The organism is Xenorhabdus sp. IM139775 (assembly GCF_028598745.1).
GTDB lineage: Bacteria > Pseudomonadota > Gammaproteobacteria > Enterobacterales > Enterobacteriaceae > Xenorhabdus.
The window spans coordinates 1-17,253 of record NZ_JAQRFK010000070.1 but is presented as its reverse complement, the minus strand read 5'-3'; the positions used below and the strand labels follow the sequence as shown (position 1 = coordinate 17,253).

Genomic DNA, 17,253 nt, shown 5'->3' with positions numbered 1-17,253 from the left:
GATCGACCTTTGATCCAAACTGTTTCAATTAATATCATCAATAACCAAAGTAATCATTAACAGGCTTTTTATCACCTAATTTACAAAATGTATATTCAGACGACAAATACCGCCAAAATTTGTCATTTACCAAAATGATATAATTGGAGATCCCGAGATTAATATCATCTACCTAATTTAAAACCAATAGATTAAATAAATATAAATATATAATATTGCAGTTGATAATCCCTAAAATTTAATGAAAAATAGAGATAAAATCGAATAGGATTTGGAGAAACCTTCACTGAAATCCATAATGAAATGATAGATGTAGCAGTCTTGTAAGAATTTATTTAAACTATTTTGCGTAACATCACTATCTTACAATCTATATCGTTTCATCTAATAAGAGAAAATAATGAAAACTTCACATAAGCTATTAATCAGTCTGGCTTGCGTCGTCACGCTCGCGGGTTGTGCTCGTAACGTGCCAATATTAACTCCCCAAACCACTATCATGACCCAAAACGCCCTACCTTCCGTGAAGAAAGCGATTTTGGAAGCGGGTAAGAAACGCAAATGGATAATGGCAGAAGTCTCTCCCGGCGTTATTGATGGCTTCCTGAAAAATCGGGAGCATGACGTCAAAATACGTATCAACTATACCGTCAAGAACTACTCTATCAATTATGTCACCAGCCATAACCTAAGAGAAAATAACGGAAAAATTCACCGTAACTATAACCGTTGGGTTAACAACCTGGATAAAGACATTCAGTTAAATTTATCCCTGCTGGCTAATCAATAAACATCAACGTTAAAGCCTATCCCGATAAACGAAAACATCCTGACGAGATAGGCTTGAGTTTATCAATATACTTTCTGGCTATATGCTACATATCGGATATCTGGATATATGACTGCACCCTATAATTATGACAAAGATGAACTCAGTGCACTTGAGGCGATTACAGAGGCTCAACGCATTGCTTTCGCCCCTATGCTATTTCAAACTGCAATTGGACTGCGCGATTGCGGGATCCTGTCTTTCTTGGATAAAAACCCTAAAAATGGTGCAACCAAAGATGAGATTTGCAGAAATTCCGAGTTAGACAGCTACGGTGTGGGTATTTTGCTAGATATGGGATTAAGTGGCAGAATTATTATTAAACAAGATGACCGTTATTTCATCAGCAAGATTGGTCATTATTTGATACATGACAAGATGACCCGCGTCAATATGGATTTCACTCAAGACGTTTGTTATCAAGGGTTATTTCACCTGAAAGAATCTCTTCTGAAAAATAAGCCTGCCGGATTGAAAGTGTTCGGTGAATGGCCAACGATTTACCCTGCCCTCAGCCAATTGCCTGAACCTGCAAAAACAAGTTGGTTTTCATTTGACCATTTTTATTCTGACTCCGCCTTTAGCGCCGCGTTGAAAACGGTTTTTTCCATGGTTCCTAAAGTGATCTATGATGTCGGTGGCAATACAGGAAAATGGGCATTGCGCTGCTGCCAATATGACAGTAAAGTCAGCGTCACTATTCTGGATTTACCCCAGCAAATAAAATTGGCTGAAGAAAATATACGCAGCCAAGGTATGGCTGATCGTATTTTTGGCTATCCTGTTGACATGCTATCGGATAACAATTTACCCACAGAAGCAGATATTTGGTGGATGAGCCAATTCTTGGATTGTTTTTCCGAAGCTCAAATCATAGGCATCTTACGCAAGATCTCCGCAGCCATGAAACCTGATGCACGAATTTGCATCATGGAACTGTTTTGGGACTGCCAGCCTTTTGAAGCAGCAGCTTATAGCCTTAATGCGACCTCGCTCTATTTTACTTGTATGGCAAATGGTAATAGTCGTTTTTACAGCATTGATGATTTTACCCAATTCCTTAATAAGGCTGGATTGGTAATAGAAAACCAAATTGATCAGTTAGGACTGGGCCATACATTACTGATCTGCAAGAAGCAGTAACGAACGGTATTTCATGAAATTGACATTGGATATTACAGACTGGCAAGCCATCGCCCCGGGGATTTCTCTTACTGAAGAGTGGAAAGAATGGTCTGCGACATTACCCGCCGCTATTGATAAATCACGGCCATTAGAAAAATGTGCCCAATTACCGATGATGACAGCCCGTCGCTTAAGCTCCGGCAGTCGCCTTGCCGTGGACTGTGGCTTAAGCATCCTGCGGCGCAATCAAGTCGATGCCATTGTCTATACCAGCCGTCATGGCGAGTTGGAGCGCAATTACCAGATACTGCAAAATTTGGCGCAACAAGAGAGTATTTCGCCAACTAATTTTGCCATGTCAGTTCATAACTCCTCTGTAGGAAATTTAACCATTGTCGCTAAGGCACCTCTGGTTTCCTCTTCCGTTTCGGCAGGTATTGACAGTTTCCAGCAAGGGTTGTTTGAAGCCTTGACATTGCTCCATGCAGGTCATCACAAAGTCTTATTTGTCGATTTTGAGGGTGAACTCCCCGGTTTTTATCACAATGTCATCGATGCCAATACCTCAACCTATCCATTTGCGGTCGCCCTGCTGTTGGAGCAAGGATCTGGTTTGAGCTGTACAAAACAGTCTTCCGCAGAGACAGAATCCCGTCTTCCCCAAAGCCTCCAGTTTCTTCATGGCTGGTTACGAGGTGAACAGAATTTCGTTGTCTCAGGGGATCATTGTCAGTGGAATTGGAGCCGATAAGATGATGAAAAGGATTTCAGTCAATATCACTGAGCGCATTAACTGGATCTGGCGTCTACTCATGACCGGATTTTGTTTTGCCCTGTTTGGTGTGGGTGGGTTACTGCTTTCCCTTATTTGGTTTAATTTATTGCTGGTTTTTCAACGCAATGAAGATAAACGCTGCCACCTTGCACGTCATAGCATTTCATTCAGTTTTCGTCTGTTCCTTTTTTTGACCAGAAAATTAGGTGTACTGAATTACCATTTCAATGGCTTAGATAAAGTCCGTACCGATAAAGGTTGTTTGATTGTGGCTAATCACCCGAGCTTGCTGGATTACGTCATTCTGGCATCGAAACTGCCCGATGTGGATTGCATCATAAAATCAGCACTGCTGCGCAACCCTTTTGTCAGCGGCGCAATCCGTTCTGCACGTTACCTGATCAACAGTGATGCAGAAACTTTGCTGCCTGCCTGCCGCGAGCGACTGGTTTCGGGTCACAATATCCTGATTTTTCCAGAAGGCACCCGCACAACACCCGGCCACCCCATTTCACTTCAACGTGGTGCCGCCAATATCGCTGTGCGTTGTGAGTGCGATTTACGGATCATCCATATTACTTGCAGCCAGACGATGCTGGATAAAAAAAGCAAGTGGTATCAAATCCCACCGAAAAAACCCATTTATACGATCACGATTGGTGAACAACTCACCAATGCAAATTTTGCGGTTGATACAGAAAACGGGCATGCCATCGCTGCCCGCCAACTCAATCGCCATCTGACCCAATTACTAACACCGTCAAACTAATAGATATCGGATACAATGATGCAAGAGTTATATATTGAAATAAAACAATTAATTATAGACACCCTGAATCTGGAAGATCTTACACCTGCGGATATTGATGCCAACGCTCCCCTGTTTGGCGATGGCTTGGGCTTAGATTCAATCGATGCCCTGGAACTGGGGCTGGCAGTGAAAAATCGCTATGGCATCGTATTATCCTCTGAAAGTGAAAAGATGCGTCAACACTTCACTTCTGTCGCCACACTGGCTGCTTACATCCAGTCACAGCAAGCATAAGAACAGGTGTCATCATGGAAAAACAAAAAATTTTTCAGGAAGTTTCCCAACTATTGGTTCAGTTATTTGAGCTGTCTGCCGAAGACATTACGCCTGAATCACGACTCTATGAAGATCTGGAACTCGATAGTATTGATGCCGTTGATATGGTTGTCCACTTACAGAAGAAAACCGGACGCAAAATCAAACCTGAAGCATTCAAATCTGTCCGTACCGTACAAGATGTCGTCGATGCGGTGGAACAGTTGTTGAAAGAGCAATAATCAGCAATAAACCATCAGCAAAGCAGAAACAAACAGCAAACATTTGGGTAGTTAATTGAAGTTATTGATTTTATTGCTCCGTATTGCCAATGCCGTCATGTTAATCGCCTGGCCTTTTTTGGTTTGTGCGATGGTTAACTATGGGCAATTTCATGCCATGTTAATCGTCATTATTCTGTTTTTTGTTTTGCGATTATTGTTAAGCAGACATCAGGCTCACAGTCAGCAGAAAACCGGCTGGGTCTTGTCCATAGCAGGAATAATCTTGGGTCTGGCCAGTTTATTTCTGCGCAGCCACCAACTTCTTATGTACTACCCCGTGGTCGTTAATGCTATTTTTCTGATCCTGTTCAGCAGCTCATTGCGTTACGGGCCACCGATCATTGAAAGGATGGCGCGTATCAAAGAGCCTGATTTACCCCCAAAAGGTATTCTCTATACACGTAAAGTCACTTACCTCTGGTGCCTGTTCTTTATGTTCAATGGTGCAATCGCACTGGGAACTTGCCTGTATAACGATATGACTTTATGGACATTGTGGAACGGAATGGTGAGTTATCTCTTAATTGGATTGCTCATTTCCATTGAATGGCTGGTACGCCAACGGGTAAAAAAACGATGAAAGCACAATCTATCTCCCAATGGCGATCCCTATCCCAATGGCTATCAGAAGATCATTGCCCCAACAGGCTAGTCAGTTGGGGGGATCATACGATCGATCATACTATCAGCCTGAATAAACTCCGGCAGGATGTCACCGCGTTATATCTACGCCTGCAAAACCTGCACGCTGCTTCCCGCTGGGCACTGTGTTTTGACGACAGTTATGACTTCTGTGTCGCGCTGCTGGCAACACTGTATGCCGGAAAAACCCCGGTTATTCCGGGCCATTGCCGCGAAGCTCAATTGCAGGAGCAGCAACCTCTGTTTGATGGTGTATTGACGGATCTGCCCCTGACCTTGTCCTGCCCTTGCTGGCAGGTCACATCCTCAGATCCAGTGCGTGATGCTACAGAAAAAACCTCATTTAACATCACATTACCCGCTATCTCACCGGATGCCACTTTAGTGATGTTCACGTCGGGTTCAACGGGCACTCCCCAACAAGTACTCAAACCCGTGGCAGTCATGGATCTTGAATCCCAATGGCTGGCTTCCCTGTGGGGCGATAAGCTGCAATCCTGCGTTGTCAGATCCTCGGTCAGCCACCAGCATTTGTATGGTCTGACTTTCCGCATCTGGTTGCCAATGTCACTGGGGTTACCCTTCGATCGCAAGAGGGTGGAATTTCCCGAACAACTGACCAATAGCCCGCGTTGTGCACTGATCAGTAGCCCCGCTTTTCTGCAACGGCTGGATGATAAACTTCCCGCCCCTGATTGCATTTTTGTTGTCTCTGCGGGTGGGCCTTTGCATTTTGCCTATGCACAACGAGCAACCCAGTGGCTCAACACGCTTCCCCATGAAATTTATGGCTGTACTGAAACAGGCATTATGGCCTGGCGAAGCCGTAAAACGGACAACGAGATCTGGACGACATTTGCAGGCGTTTCATTCCGGGAAGATGCCCAGGAGGGGGTACACGTCTATTCTTCCCTGCTGCCTGATCCCTCTGGTCTGGTTCTGGACGATCAGTTGGTCTTCGATGACCAAGGTCACTTTGCCTTATTGGGGCGCCGGGATCGTCTGGTGAAAATTGAAGAAAAACGCATTTCCCTGTCAGAAATCGAACGCCGCCTGTGTGAAATTTCCGGGATCACTGACGCGGTTGTATTGCCCATTCATCGGGGTTCACGCAATCACATTGGGGCGGTAGTCGTGTTAGAACACGAAACCTACCAACATTATCAGCAGCAAGGCATTCGCGGGCTGACAAAAAACTGGCGTCACCAGTTAAAGCCTTGGCTGGAATCTGTCGCATTACCACGTTATTGGCGAGTCGTCGAAACCATTCCCTTGAATGCCCAAAGCAAGCGCTCATGGCCTGCATTACAGGAGTTATTTAATGAAACCCATTGAAATTCACCGCGAGCAACCTGCTCAAAATGAGGCCATCATACAACTGTATTTAGACCCCAATTTGGATTGGTTCCGGGGGCACTTTCCCGTGCAACCCCTTCTGCCGGGTGTGGCTCAAATTGATTGGGTCATGCAGTATGCCCAAACCTTGCTGGCACCCGGCTGGTCTTTTTCTTCGATTGAAATGGTGAAATTCCAGTTTCCCTTGCAACCCGGCAACACGCTGTTGTTGAAAATCAACTGGGATGAAAAGAAACACCTGCTGACCTTCCATTATGACCTGTACACCCAGAACGGCAGCGAAGGCCAGACTGCAAGCCAAGGAAAGATAAAGTTATGTCGTTGAGCGTGAATACAATTACGCCCTGCGTGGTTATTCCTTGTTATAACCACGGCAAAACCATGCCGGCGGTACTGGAAAGATTATCCCCTTACCATCTCCACTGTTTTATCGTCGATGATGGCAGTGAACCAGAAACACAACATCGCCTTGAAGATTTGGCAAAATCCACGCCGAATGTCACGCTTATCCGCCTTGAACATAATCAGGGCAAGGGTGGGGCAGTCATGGCAGGCATGCGGGCAGCCGCAGATTCAGGGTATAGCCATGCTTTACAAGTTGATGCGGATGGTCAGCATTGCCTTGAAGATATCCCCCTGTTTTTGGCAAAAGCACAGCAGTACCCCAATCACTTAATTTCCGGCCGGCCGAAATATGATGTTTCCGTGCCAAAATCCCGCCTTTATGGCCGCTATATCACCCATTTTTGGGTTTGGATAGAAACGCTGTCTTTATCTATCAAAGACAGTATGTGTGGTTTTCGTGTTTATCCATTGGCACCGACACAACAACTGCTGGCGAACAAAGAGGTTGGCCGTCGCATGGATTTTGATATCGAAATCATGGTGCGGCTCTATTGGCAGGGAACAGAAAGTCAATTTGTGCCGACAAAAGTCACTTATCCTGAAAATGGCCTGTCTCATTTCGATGCCTTGAGGGATAACCTCAGTATCTCATGGATGCACACCCGCCTGTTTCTCGGCATGTTGCCACGCATTCCTTCATTATTGTGGCGCAAAAAATTGTGGCGCAAGAAATTATGGGGCAATCACCGTCACTGGTCAGATATTCAAGAACGCAAGGGGCTGCTTGGCATGAAGTTCATGCTGGCCGTTTATCGATGGTTCGGACGCAAACCCTTTGAGTGTCTGCTTTACCCGGTTGTTGGCTATTTCTGGGCGACGGGTGGACCACAGCGACAGGCCTCTCGCCAATACCTTGAGCGACTGAAACAGACCTTGCAACACAAGGGCATCGCTATTCCCCAAGACCTCAATAGTTATCGCCACTACCTGCGTTTCGGCAGGGCAATGCTGGATAAAATCGCAAGCTGGCGGGGTGACTTAACATGGGGAAAAGAAATTGTGTTTGCGCAGGGAGCAGAACAAACGCTTTTAGATGGCGATGCAAGCGGGAAACTGCTGTTGGTTTCACATTTGGGGGATATTGAAGTCTGCCGGGCAATGGCACAACGGGCGGGGAAACAGACGATCAATGCACTGGTTTTTACTGAACATGCCCAACGTTTCAAACAGATCATTGAAGAAGTTTCACCACAAGCGGGGATCAATTTATTGCCGGTAACGGATGTCGGTGCCGATACCGCCATCTTATTGAAAGAAAAAATTGATGCCGGCGAATGGGTGGCCATTGTCGGTGATCGGATTGCCGTTAATCTTTCACGAGCCAACACCCAGCGTGTTGTATGGAGCCAATTTCTCGGTTATCCGGCTCCTTTTCCGCAAGGGCCGTTTATCCTAGCTTCGGTGTTGCGCTGCCCGGTGCTGTTAATATTCGCTCTCCGGCAAAATAACCAATTCAAAATTTATTGTGAGCACTTTGCCAATCCCTTGGCACTGCCACGTCAACAAAGAGAGCAGGCGTTGCAGCAAGCGGTGGATCTCTACGCTGCCCGATTGGAACATTATGCCCTGCAATCCCCGCTGGATTGGTTTAATTTTTTCGATTTTTGGCAATTACCGTCTGCCCGGACACATTCTGCCCGGAAAAATAAGGAATAAAAAAATGCTGACTGATCCTCGTTTTACTGCCGAGGTTGAATTAACGGTGCCATTTCATGATGCTGATCCCATGGGCGTGGTTTGGCATGGAAATTACTTTCGCTATTTTGAAATTGCCCGTGAAGCCCTGATGAACCAAGTCAATTATGGTTATCGGGAAATGCGTGGATCCGGCTATGTTTGGCCCGTCGTTGACGCCAAAATCAAATATCGTGCCTCCGTGCTCTTTGAACAAAAAATACGTGTCAGAGCCACCATCGAAGAGTTTGAGAACCGCCTGAAAATTGCTTATCAGGTTTTTGATGCCGCCAGTGGCGAAAAAACAACCACAGGCTATACCATTCAGGTCGCTGTTTCTCAAGAAACACGGGAAATGAGCTTTGTCAGCCCGGACATTCTATTTGAACGCATGGGGGTCAAGCCATGAAAAAATGGCGCTGGATACTGCTGTTTCTGACAGCCGGTTTTATGACACTCAATAACGTGGCACACGCCATTACCCTTGAGGAATTACAACAACGGTTCGCACACCAGCCCGCCGTAAGGGCGCACTTCACCCAAGTGCGACAAATTCAGGGTATGCCTCAACCCCTGTCTTCCAACGGTGAAATGCTGGTTTCACAAGATAAAGGACTATGGTGGCATCAGCAAAAACCGTTTCCACTGACATTGGTACTGGATGACAACCGTATGGTGCAAGTGATGGCGGGGCAAACACCCCAAGTGATCACTGCCGATTCCAATCCACAACTGTTTCAGTTCAACCATTTGATGCGGGCGCTGTTTCAGGCCGATCGTGCTGTACTGGAAGAAAATTTCAACCTCGCATTTAATGATCTTGGGCAGGGAAAATGGCGCTTGGGACTGACACCCAAAACATCGCCTTTGGATAAACTGTTCACGGCGATTACGCTGAACGGCCAGGCTAACCTTGATGTTATTTTACTGACGGATCGCCAAGGTGATCGTACCGAGCTTGCTTTTACCCAACACCGATTAACACCAGAGACGCTGAGTCATGAAGAAGAGCAACACTTCGAATTCTGAGCCGCGCCTGCTGGCACTATTCTGGCTGCTAATATGCGCTATCCTGCTGATATTAATGGCAGTCTTGTTACCTCAATCCCGTCTGTCCACCAGTGTACTGGCATTATTGCCGGCACAAAGTGCGGGAAACATGCCCCCCGCTTTGCAAGAAGAGTTCATGAAACGTCTTGATCGCCAATTGGTATGGATGGTCAGTCCGGGGAAAAAAGAAGATGCCGCGCCCGCCCAGTATTGGCTGGCGCATTTGCAAAAAGCACCGTTTCTGACCAATGTCAAAGGACCCATGACGGCAGAACAGCAACAAGAATGGGGACGTTTTTACTATGAACACCGTAATGCCATGCTCGATCCTGCTACCCGTGCCAGACTGACAGATGATGGCAATCAGCAAGCAAATTGGGTTCTGTCTCAGGTCTATTCCGCATTTTCCGGTGTCAGTGGGCAGGAACTTAATCATGATCCCTTGATGCTGGTCAGGGGTTCACAACTGGCACTCCAGCAGACATCCAGCCAATTGCGGCTCCAGAACGGCTGGTTAGTGGCCAAAGATCATGCCGGAAAAAGCTGGTATTTACTGCACGGGGAACTAAAAAGCGCGTCCTTTGACATGCAGCAAGGGCATCACGCTGTCACTGAATTGAGTCAATTGCAGCAATCGCTGCAAGCTCAATTTCCTGACGCCGAAGTAATTTCACGCGGAACCCTGTTTTACAGCGATTACGCGACCCAACAGGCAAAACACGATATTTCAACATTGGGCAGCGCTACCGTACTGGGTGTCTTGCTACTCATCTACGGTATTTTTCGCTCCCTGAGACCTTTGTTGCTGTGTGTGCTATCCATCAGTATCGGCGCGCTGGCAGGAACGGTGGTGACGTTGGGGATCTTTGGCGAACTTCATTTGATGACGCTGGTGATGAGTGTCAGTATCATCGGTATTTCCGCGGACTACGCCATTTACTATCTCACAGAGCGTATGGTACATGGTCAGGCAGTGACGCCGTGGCAAAGTATGCGGAAGGTTTTGCCGACCCTATTGATGGCATTGGCAACCACCGTCATTGCCTATCTCATCATGATGTTTGCCCCCTTCCCCGGCTTACGCCAGTTGGCGGTGTTCGCGGCGGCGGGTTTGACGGCTTCCTGCCTGACCGTCGTCTGTTGGTATCCCCGACTGGTTAAAAGCCTGCCAGTACGCCCTGTCCCCGCCATGATCATGTTAATGCGTTGGCTGGCGTTATGGCGGCATAATCGGCGGTTTTATCTGGGATTGCCTGCCCTGCTGGCAATTTTTGCGGTACTGGGCATGTTCCGTTTGCAAGTCAATGATGATATTGCCCAATTACAGGCGCTGCCACAGGATATCCATCAACAGGAAAAACGCATTGCCACACTCACCGGACAACGAAGCGATCAAAAATGGTTCGTTATTTACGGTGATGACGCAGAAAAAACGTTGCAACGGCTGGAATCCTTTATGCCTAAATTAGAGGCAGAAAAACAGCAAGGTAATATTAGCCATTATCAACGATTTCCCCTCTCTTCTCTTGTTCAACAACACAGAGATCTTGAGCTGATCAAAGCCGCTACACCCAGTATCATGGCGCGCCTGACAGAAGCCGGGCTGGCAATCAAACAGCCGGATCTTCATCCCATGACAGTCACGCCAAATGACTGGCTCAACAGTGTCGTCAGTGAAGGCTGGCGCTTGATGTGGATAACCCTGCCAAATGGCCGTAGCGGTGTGCTACTACCTGTAAACGGCGTTAAAGACAGCGTTTTGATGCGCCGGTTAGCAGAAAAACAGGAAGGCGTCAGTTGGGTGGATCGCAAGCTGGCTTTCGATGAGATGTTTCAATTTTACCGCACCCTACTTGGCGGGTTGCTGGCCGCTTCTATTGTGCTGATCGCCATCAGTTATCTGGTACGACTCGGCTTGCGTCGCGGTATCCTCAGCATCTTGCCGTCACTGCTATCCCTTGGCTGTGGACTGGCGATGCTCGGTTTCAGTGGTCATAGCCTTAACTTATTTTCAATATTGGCGCTGGTGCTGGTGCTTGGCATTGGCATCAACTACAGCCTGTTTTTCAGCAATCCCCGTGGTACACCGCTGACCTCACTCCTGGCGATCAGCGTGGCAATGTGTACCACCTTGCTCACACTGGGCATGTTGGTATTCAGCAGCACCCAAGCCATCAGTAGCTTTGGCATCGTATTATGCAGCGGGATCTTGACTGCTTTCCTGCTATCACCGCTGGCCATGCCTGAACGCCAAAAAAGGAAAAAGAAATCATGATACGGTTATTCATCCTGTCCTTGACCTGCCTGCTGGCAGCTTGTACGAACTCTCCGCAAGATGGCACCCCCAGTGCGTGGCTGAAACCGGGTGTCCGTGTTTCATTGCCAGCGCCAACGATAACGCCTGTGATTAATGAACAGCAACTGTTAACCGTCACCGTAAAAGGCAAACAACAATCATTGATTGTGCTGCTCAACGCCAATGCACAACACCTGTCGCTGGCGGGACTCTCTTCACTGGGTATCCGGTTGTTCAAATTGGATTACGACAAACAGGGTATCCACACCGAACAGTCCATTGTCTTGCCGGAGCTTCCTCCCGCCAATCAAGTTTTGGCCGACATTATGCTCAGTTATTGGCCTGTTTCTGCTTGGCAGGGCCGACTCCCCGATGGCTGGAAACTTAAAGACAGTGATAATCTGCGCCAACTAAATGACAAAAATGGGAAATTAATCGCAGAAATTCATTATGATGCCCCAAATGGCAAACGACGCCCGATCCGCGTCCAGCAGTTCATTTTTGGTTATGACATCGCCATTCAGCATTTGGAAGAGTAAAACATGATTTATATTTCTGCCGTGGGTATGCTCAATGCCTTGGGCGATAATGTGGATGAAATTGCGCAAAATCTCGTACTCGGCCAAGCCCCCGGCATGTATGAGCGCCCCGGCTGGTTACAACCTGACAAAACCTGCTGTCTGGGGGGCGTGGACGCTGAATTGCCCGCCATGCCTGACCCCCTGTTTAAACACAACAGCCGCAATAATCGTTTGCTACTGGCTGCCTTGATGCAAATAAAACCCCAAGTGGACGAAGCCATCGCCCGTCACGGCCGGGAACGCATCGCCGTGATCATGGGCACCAGTACATCTGGCCTTGATGAGGGGGATCAGCATGTCAGCCGCACCATCCACCCGCAATCAGATGAGTCTTACCACGATTGCCACAATTACCACTACTACCAGCAAGAATTGGGTGATCCTTCCCGCTTTCTTGCCCGTTACCTTGCTGTTGAGGGGCCTGCATTTACCCTCTCTACCGCCTGTTCATCCAGTTCACGAGCGATTATCACGGGTCAACGCCTGATTGAAATGGGGCTGGTGGATGCCGCCATTGTGGGAGGTGCGGACACATTGAGCCGTATGCCAATCAATGGTTTCGATAGCTTGGGATCCCTGTCCCCGACCTTGTGTGAACCCTTTTGTGAGGATCGCCAAGGCATCACCATCGGAGAAGCCGCAACCTTGCTGCTGCTAACACGAGAACCTCAACCGATAGCATTACTTGGTGTGGGAGAATCCAGTGACGCATGGCATATGTCAGCCCCTCATCCTGAAGGGAAAGGGGCGATTGAAGCGATCAATATGGCTCTGGAAAATGCCGGGCTTTCTCCGGCAGAGATAGGTTATATCAACCTGCACGGCACAGGTACGAAATTAAATGACCAGATGGAGTCGATCGTTATCAATCAGATTTTTGGTGAAAATATCCCATGCAGTTCGACCAAATATTTAACGGGTCATACCCTTGGTGCCGCAGGTGCCTGTGAAGCCGGGCTTTGCTGGTTACTGCTGGCACGTCACTTACCGCTACCGGCACAGGATTTTTCCCGCTCAAACATCGATATCGCCCTGCCGGCTTGTGGTTTGTTAACCCAATCACAACCACTGGAAAAACCGGTTGTCATGTCAAATTCTTTTGCCTTTGGCGGGAACAATACCAGCCTGATATTGGGAGTTGCTTAATGCCTGACTATTTACCCGCAGATTGCTATTTACCCGCAGATCGCTATTTACCCGCAGATCGTTATCTTCCCCATGAGGCACCGATGGTGTTACTGGAACACGTGATCAACGTATCCGACAACCATGTTCATTGTCAGGTCACCGTCAGCCAAGACGGTGTGCTATCCCCCTTTCTCAATCAAGATGGTCACCTGCCGGGTTGGTTTGCCATTGAAATGATGGCCCAGACCATCGGTGTCTGGTCTGGCTGGCACCGAAAAGAGAAAAAAGAAGCAGATTCCGCATTAGGCATGTTACTGGGCGGACGTGCAGTACGGTGCCAAGTACCTGCTTTCACACAAGGCAGCGTACTGGATATTCAGATGAATTTATTACTGCAAGATGAAAAATTTGGCAGTTTTGAAGGTGAAATCAGTTGTCATGGTACTGTACTGGTGACAGGCCGCCTGAACACCTACCAACCTGACAAAACAGAACTCATACAATTAATCAATCAACAGGATGGAGTAGCATAATGCGTTCAGTTCTCGTGACCGGTGCCAGCAAAGGGATAGGCAGGGCGATTGCCTGCCGGCTGGCGACGGAGGGTTTTACTGTCATCGTGCATTATCACCGCGATGCCAAGGGCGCGAAAGAGACACTGGAACACATTCAGGCAAACGGAGGCCGTGGCCGTATACTGAATTTTGATGTTTCAGATCGCACCACCTGCCGTGAAATACTGGAAAAAGACATCGAAACCCACGGTGCTTATTATGGCATCGTCTGCAATGCCGGGATCGCCAAAGATGGGGCTTTTCCGGCACTGGAAGGCAATGACTGGGATAGTGTCATCCATACCAATTTAGATGGCTTCTACAATGTCATTCATCCTTGTGTCATGCCGATGATCGGCCTCCGTCAGGGAGGACGTATCATCACCTTATCATCCGTGTCCGGTTTGATGGGCAACCGCGGGCAAGTCAATTACAGCGCAGCGAAAGCCGGTATTATCGGGGCAACAAAAGCGCTGGCAATCGAATTAGCGAAAAGAAAAATCACGGTAAACTGTATTGCACCCGGCCTGATTGGGACAGACATGATTCAAATGGAAGACACAGCCTTGAAAGAAGCGATGAGTATGATCCCAATGAAACGCATGGGACAAGTGGATGAAGTGGCGGGTCTTGCCAGTTATTTGATGTCTGATATTGCAGGATATGTGACCCGTCAGGTCATTTCAATCAACGGGGGGATGCTATGAACCATAATGCGACACTCCATAAGGAAATGCCCCGCAGGGTAGTGATTACAGGCATGGGCGGCATTACCGCATTGGGACATGATTGGTTATCGGTTTCCGCAGGATTAAAAGCGGGTATCAACGCCGTTCAACCGATGCCGACATGGGCTGAATATGACGGGCTAAATACCCATCTCGGCGCGCCAGTCACGGATTTTATGTTGCCCGAACACTATACCCGCAAACGCATTCGTTCCATGGGACGGGTTTCCCTGATGTCAACACGCGCCACAGAACTGGCCTTGGCGATGGCGGGTTTACTTGATGATCCCATACTGACCAACGGAGAAACCGGCATCGCCTATGGCTCTTCGACAGGCAGTACCAAGCCAGTCAGCGACTTCGCAACCATGCTGACGGAAAAGCATACCAATAACATTACGGGCACGACTTATGTACAGATGATGCCGCATACCACTGCCGTCAACACCGGTCTGTTCTTTGGTCTGCGTGGCCGGGTGATCCCCACCTCAAGCGCTTGCACATCCGGTAGTCAGGCGATTGGTTATGCGTGGGAAGCTATCCGCCATGGCTATCAAACCGTCATGGTAGCAGGCGGAGCCGAAGAACTGTGCCCATCCGAAGCAGCAGTATTTGATACGCTATTCGCCACCAGCCAGAGAAATGAGGCCCCCAAAACCACGCCTTCCCCGTTTGATGTTAATCGCGACGGGCTGGTGATTGGTGAAGGGGCGGGGACATTGATCCTTGAAGAACTGGAACACGCCAAAGCCCGTGGTGCCAAAATTTATGGTGAAATCATCGGATTTGCCACTAATTGTGACGCTTCCCACATTACCCAGCCAAAATCTGAAACGATGCAAACCTGCATTGAAATAGCGCTGAAATCCGCCGGCTTGCAACCAGCCGATATCGGTTATATCAGTGCCCACGGTACTGCTACCGAGCGGGGGGATGTGGCAGAGAGCCAAGCCACCGCCAATATTTTTGGCAGCCAAACACCTATCTCTTCACTGAAAAGCTATTTCGGCCATACCTTGGGGGCTTGTGGCGCCCTTGAAGCATGGTTAAGCCTGGAAATGATGAATGAAGGCTGGTTTGCCCCAACCCTCAATCTCAACGAGATTGATCCCGCCTGTGGTGAGTTGGATTATATTATCCACCAGCCGCGTAAAATCCAAACCGAGTTTATCCAAAGCAATAACTTTGCCTTTGGTGGGATCAATACTTCGATTGTGATCCGGCGTTGGGTCTAATTTTGGCGTTTTAAGACTGCTGACAAAGTACCGGATAAAAGCCAGTGCTTTGTCAGGCTTATTATCCATTTTGGTAGCGACATGAGCCTCCAAACCATTTGTCGAAACCTCATCGTCATCGTTCCTTTATACTCCCTTTTTCCATAAATCTTTTCGCTCCTGAGTATCAGTTTTTCTCGTTGTATCTCTTTGTGAGAAAAGGCTATAGTCCGCACCACTCAAGGTTATTGGGTGACTGACCTACTGCTTAAATCACCAAGATATATTCCAGTCCTTGGCCTATATCCTGGCCGCCTTTCGGCAAGATCTTGATGAGAAGCAGCGCATATCTGACTTATTTTTGATGTGGAGACGACAGTAGTGAAACTGCTGCGCAACAATGACAGTGCTTTTGTACCTGTCTCTGGCTTGACTGTTTTTGCCATCGCTTCTGGTTACCTAATGAGCTTAATTCCTTTGTCGATGGCAAGTTTCAGCATTGATACAACTTATGCCAGTTGGCTAGCCAGTGCTTATTATGTCGGTTTACTAATAGGTTCTATGATGATTGAGCCTGTTATCGCCAAGATAGGTCACCGTCTTTCATTTATTGTTTTTTTGTTGCTTTTATCAGTAACCGTTATTGCATTGCCGTTTTTTCCCAATAAAGAAATCTGGTTACTTGTGCGGTGTATGGCTGGCGTGGCTGTTGCCGGCGTTTTTGTCGTGGTCGAATCTTGGTTGTTGATTGGCGATAACCCCAAAGAACGCGCCAAGCGCCTGAGTTTTTATATGACGTCCCTTTACGGTGGGACAACCTTAGGCCAGTTATTGATTGGGCCTATCGGCACTCAGGGGATGATCCCTTTTATGGTGATTTCGGCACTGCTGTTTGCCGCTATTTTGCCTCCATTGTTCGTGCGTCATGGGCAACCTCCTGCACTCCGCCATCAAAGTATGTCGTTGAGAAAAATCACCGAATTCAGCAAACCCGCGATCGTTGGCTGCATGACGTCGGGTATTGTTATGGGTACTATCTATGGTTTGATGCCTTTATCACTCAGCCAAGGCCATTTCAGTACGGATCAAGTGGGTATCCTGATGGCAGCCATTATTCTGGGCGGAATGGTAATACAGCCGATTATCAGCAAGCTATCTGTCATCATGAGCAAGACATTCCTCTTGGCAATCGTGTCATTACTGGGTGTCTTCGCCGTAGGAATGACCTATCTCTTTGAACATTATATTGTCATGATAGTGGCACTGGCTCTTTTGGGAATGTCATCCTTTGCTCTGTACCCCATTGCCATCACCCTTGCTTGTGACAAGCTGGATGCGTCCTATATTGTGGCAGCAAGCCAAGTCATGTTGTTAAGTTACAGTATCGGTTCCGCCACGGGTCCGTTGGTAGCAGGGCATTTTATGCTACAGCATTACTTTAAAATTCAGCATAATGGATTGATGAGTTTCTTTTTTATTGTCTTATTGGCAACTGCGCTTTATATGCTGCTGGCGAGCTTGCAGCGCAAAGGCCGGGTATTGGCAA

Annotated in this window: 19 protein-coding genes; all 19 read left to right on the top strand. The window is 47.7% G+C overall.

The genetic code is table 11. The features are described 5' to 3' along the window. The first annotated feature begins 400 nt into the window (after positions 1–400). Entirely contained in the window at positions 401–790 is a 390-nt protein-coding gene (locus PSI17_RS13625; RefSeq protein WP_273552486.1) for a hypothetical protein, read from the top strand. Between the two features lie 108 nt (positions 791–898). Beyond that, the gene (locus tag PSI17_RS13620) at positions 899–1,972 is read left to right on the top strand and encodes a methyltransferase (protein WP_273552485.1); all 1,074 of its coding nucleotides are present in this window, start codon (positions 899–901) and stop codon (positions 1,970–1,972) included. A gap of 13 nt (positions 1,973–1,985) precedes the next feature. Beyond that, positions 1,986–2,705, top strand: a complete 720-nt coding sequence (locus tag PSI17_RS13615; RefSeq protein WP_273552484.1) for a beta-ketoacyl synthase chain length factor — start codon at positions 1,986–1,988, stop codon at positions 2,703–2,705. 1 nt (position 2,706) lies between these two features. Next, positions 2,707–3,498 carry a lysophospholipid acyltransferase family protein gene (locus tag PSI17_RS13610; RefSeq protein ID WP_273552483.1) on the top strand — a complete coding sequence of 264 codons (792 nt, stop codon included), beginning with the start codon at positions 2,707–2,709 and terminating at the stop codon, positions 3,496–3,498. Positions 3,499–3,516: 18 nt separating this feature from the next. Further along, the gene (locus tag PSI17_RS13605; RefSeq protein ID WP_273552482.1) at positions 3,517–3,774 is read left to right on the top strand and encodes a phosphopantetheine-binding protein; all 258 of its coding nucleotides are present in this window, start codon (positions 3,517–3,519) and stop codon (positions 3,772–3,774) included. 14 nt (positions 3,775–3,788) lie between these two features. Continuing rightward, entirely contained in the window at positions 3,789–4,037 is a 249-nt protein-coding gene (locus tag PSI17_RS13600) for an acyl carrier protein (RefSeq protein WP_071827286.1), read from the top strand. A gap of 55 nt (positions 4,038–4,092) precedes the next feature. After that, positions 4,093–4,659: a hypothetical protein gene (locus tag PSI17_RS13595; RefSeq protein WP_273552481.1), complete on the top strand. Its 567-nt coding sequence runs from the start codon at positions 4,093–4,095 to the stop codon at positions 4,657–4,659. Further along, on the top strand, positions 4,656–6,056 hold the full coding sequence (locus PSI17_RS13590) for an AMP-binding protein (RefSeq protein ID WP_273552480.1): 1,401 nt from the start codon (positions 4,656–4,658) through the stop codon (positions 6,054–6,056). The genes PSI17_RS13595 and PSI17_RS13590 overlap by 4 nt, the downstream gene beginning before the upstream one ends. Continuing rightward, complete coding sequence (locus PSI17_RS13585) at positions 6,043–6,402, top strand: ApeI family dehydratase (protein ID WP_273552479.1); 360 nt, start codon at positions 6,043–6,045, stop codon at positions 6,400–6,402. Before PSI17_RS13590 ends, PSI17_RS13585 begins: the two co-directional genes overlap by 14 nt. After that, positions 6,393–8,138 (top strand): glycosyltransferase family 2 protein, encoded by a 1,746-nt coding sequence (locus PSI17_RS13580; protein ID WP_273552478.1) that lies wholly within the window; start codon positions 6,393–6,395, stop codon positions 8,136–8,138. The genes PSI17_RS13585 and PSI17_RS13580 overlap by 10 nt, the downstream gene beginning before the upstream one ends. Before the next feature lie 4 nt (positions 8,139–8,142). Then, complete coding sequence (locus tag PSI17_RS13575) at positions 8,143–8,565, top strand: acyl-CoA thioesterase (protein WP_273552477.1); 423 nt, start codon at positions 8,143–8,145, stop codon at positions 8,563–8,565. After that, positions 8,562–9,185: a LolA family protein gene (locus PSI17_RS13570; protein ID WP_273552476.1), complete on the top strand. Its 624-nt coding sequence runs from the start codon at positions 8,562–8,564 to the stop codon at positions 9,183–9,185. The genes PSI17_RS13575 and PSI17_RS13570 overlap by 4 nt, the downstream gene beginning before the upstream one ends. Continuing rightward, positions 9,157–11,481, top strand: coding sequence for an MMPL family transporter (locus PSI17_RS13565; RefSeq protein ID WP_273552475.1), 2,325 nt, complete (start codon positions 9,157–9,159; stop codon positions 11,479–11,481). The genes PSI17_RS13570 and PSI17_RS13565 overlap by 29 nt, the downstream gene beginning before the upstream one ends. Next, a complete protein-coding gene (locus PSI17_RS13560; RefSeq protein WP_273552474.1) occupies positions 11,478–12,041 on the top strand; it encodes a DUF3261 domain-containing protein in 564 nt (187 codons plus the stop codon). The genes PSI17_RS13565 and PSI17_RS13560 overlap by 4 nt, the downstream gene beginning before the upstream one ends. 3 nt (positions 12,042–12,044) lie before the next feature. After that, positions 12,045–13,229, top strand: coding sequence for a beta-ketoacyl-[acyl-carrier-protein] synthase family protein (locus tag PSI17_RS13555; RefSeq protein ID WP_273552473.1), 1,185 nt, complete (start codon positions 12,045–12,047; stop codon positions 13,227–13,229). After that, complete coding sequence (locus tag PSI17_RS13550) at positions 13,229–13,744, top strand: hotdog family protein (protein ID WP_273552472.1); 516 nt, start codon at positions 13,229–13,231, stop codon at positions 13,742–13,744. The genes PSI17_RS13555 and PSI17_RS13550 overlap by 1 nt, the downstream gene beginning before the upstream one ends. Beyond that, complete coding sequence (locus PSI17_RS13545) at positions 13,741–14,472, top strand: 3-ketoacyl-ACP reductase FabG2 (RefSeq protein ID WP_273552488.1); 732 nt, start codon at positions 13,741–13,743, stop codon at positions 14,470–14,472. Before PSI17_RS13550 ends, PSI17_RS13545 begins: the two co-directional genes overlap by 4 nt. A gap of 26 nt (positions 14,473–14,498) precedes the next feature. After that, positions 14,499–15,728, top strand: a complete 1,230-nt coding sequence (locus PSI17_RS13540; RefSeq protein WP_273552487.1) for a beta-ketoacyl-ACP synthase — start codon at positions 14,499–14,501, stop codon at positions 15,726–15,728. Positions 15,729–16,088: 360 nt separating this feature from the next. Next, positions 16,089–17,253: MFS transporter (locus PSI17_RS13535; protein ID WP_273552471.1), on the top strand; the 1,165-nt coding region annotated here is incomplete at its 3' end.

Bases quoted from the DNA above. Each gene is read 5' to 3' on its own strand.
- PSI17_RS13625 (WP_273552486.1), top strand. From the start codon at position 401: ATGAAAACTTCACATAAGCTATTAATCAGTCTGGCTTGCGTCGTCACG.
- PSI17_RS13620 (WP_273552485.1), top strand. From the start codon at position 899: ATGACTGCACCCTATAATTATGACAAAGATGAACTCAGTGCACTTGAG.
- PSI17_RS13615 (WP_273552484.1), top strand. From the start codon at position 1,986: ATGAAATTGACATTGGATATTACAGACTGGCAAGCCATCGCCCCGGGG.
- PSI17_RS13610 (WP_273552483.1), top strand. From the start codon at position 2,707: ATGATGAAAAGGATTTCAGTCAATATCACTGAGCGCATTAACTGGATC.
- PSI17_RS13605 (WP_273552482.1), top strand. From the start codon at position 3,517: ATGCAAGAGTTATATATTGAAATAAAACAATTAATTATAGACACCCTG.
- PSI17_RS13600 (WP_071827286.1), top strand. From the start codon at position 3,789: ATGGAAAAACAAAAAATTTTTCAGGAAGTTTCCCAACTATTGGTTCAG.
- PSI17_RS13590 (WP_273552480.1), top strand. From the start codon at position 4,656: ATGAAAGCACAATCTATCTCCCAATGGCGATCCCTATCCCAATGGCTA.
- PSI17_RS13585 (WP_273552479.1), top strand. From the start codon at position 6,043: ATGAAACCCATTGAAATTCACCGCGAGCAACCTGCTCAAAATGAGGCC.
- PSI17_RS13580 (WP_273552478.1), top strand. From the start codon at position 6,393: ATGTCGTTGAGCGTGAATACAATTACGCCCTGCGTGGTTATTCCTTGT.
- PSI17_RS13575 (WP_273552477.1), top strand. From the start codon at position 8,143: ATGCTGACTGATCCTCGTTTTACTGCCGAGGTTGAATTAACGGTGCCA.
- PSI17_RS13570 (WP_273552476.1), top strand. From the start codon at position 8,562: ATGAAAAAATGGCGCTGGATACTGCTGTTTCTGACAGCCGGTTTTATG.
- PSI17_RS13565 (WP_273552475.1), top strand. From the start codon at position 9,157: ATGAAGAAGAGCAACACTTCGAATTCTGAGCCGCGCCTGCTGGCACTA.
- PSI17_RS13560 (WP_273552474.1), top strand. From the start codon at position 11,478: ATGATACGGTTATTCATCCTGTCCTTGACCTGCCTGCTGGCAGCTTGT.
- PSI17_RS13555 (WP_273552473.1), top strand. From the start codon at position 12,045: ATGATTTATATTTCTGCCGTGGGTATGCTCAATGCCTTGGGCGATAAT.
- PSI17_RS13550 (WP_273552472.1), top strand. From the start codon at position 13,229: ATGCCTGACTATTTACCCGCAGATTGCTATTTACCCGCAGATCGCTAT.
- PSI17_RS13540 (WP_273552487.1), top strand. From the start codon at position 14,499: ATGCCCCGCAGGGTAGTGATTACAGGCATGGGCGGCATTACCGCATTG.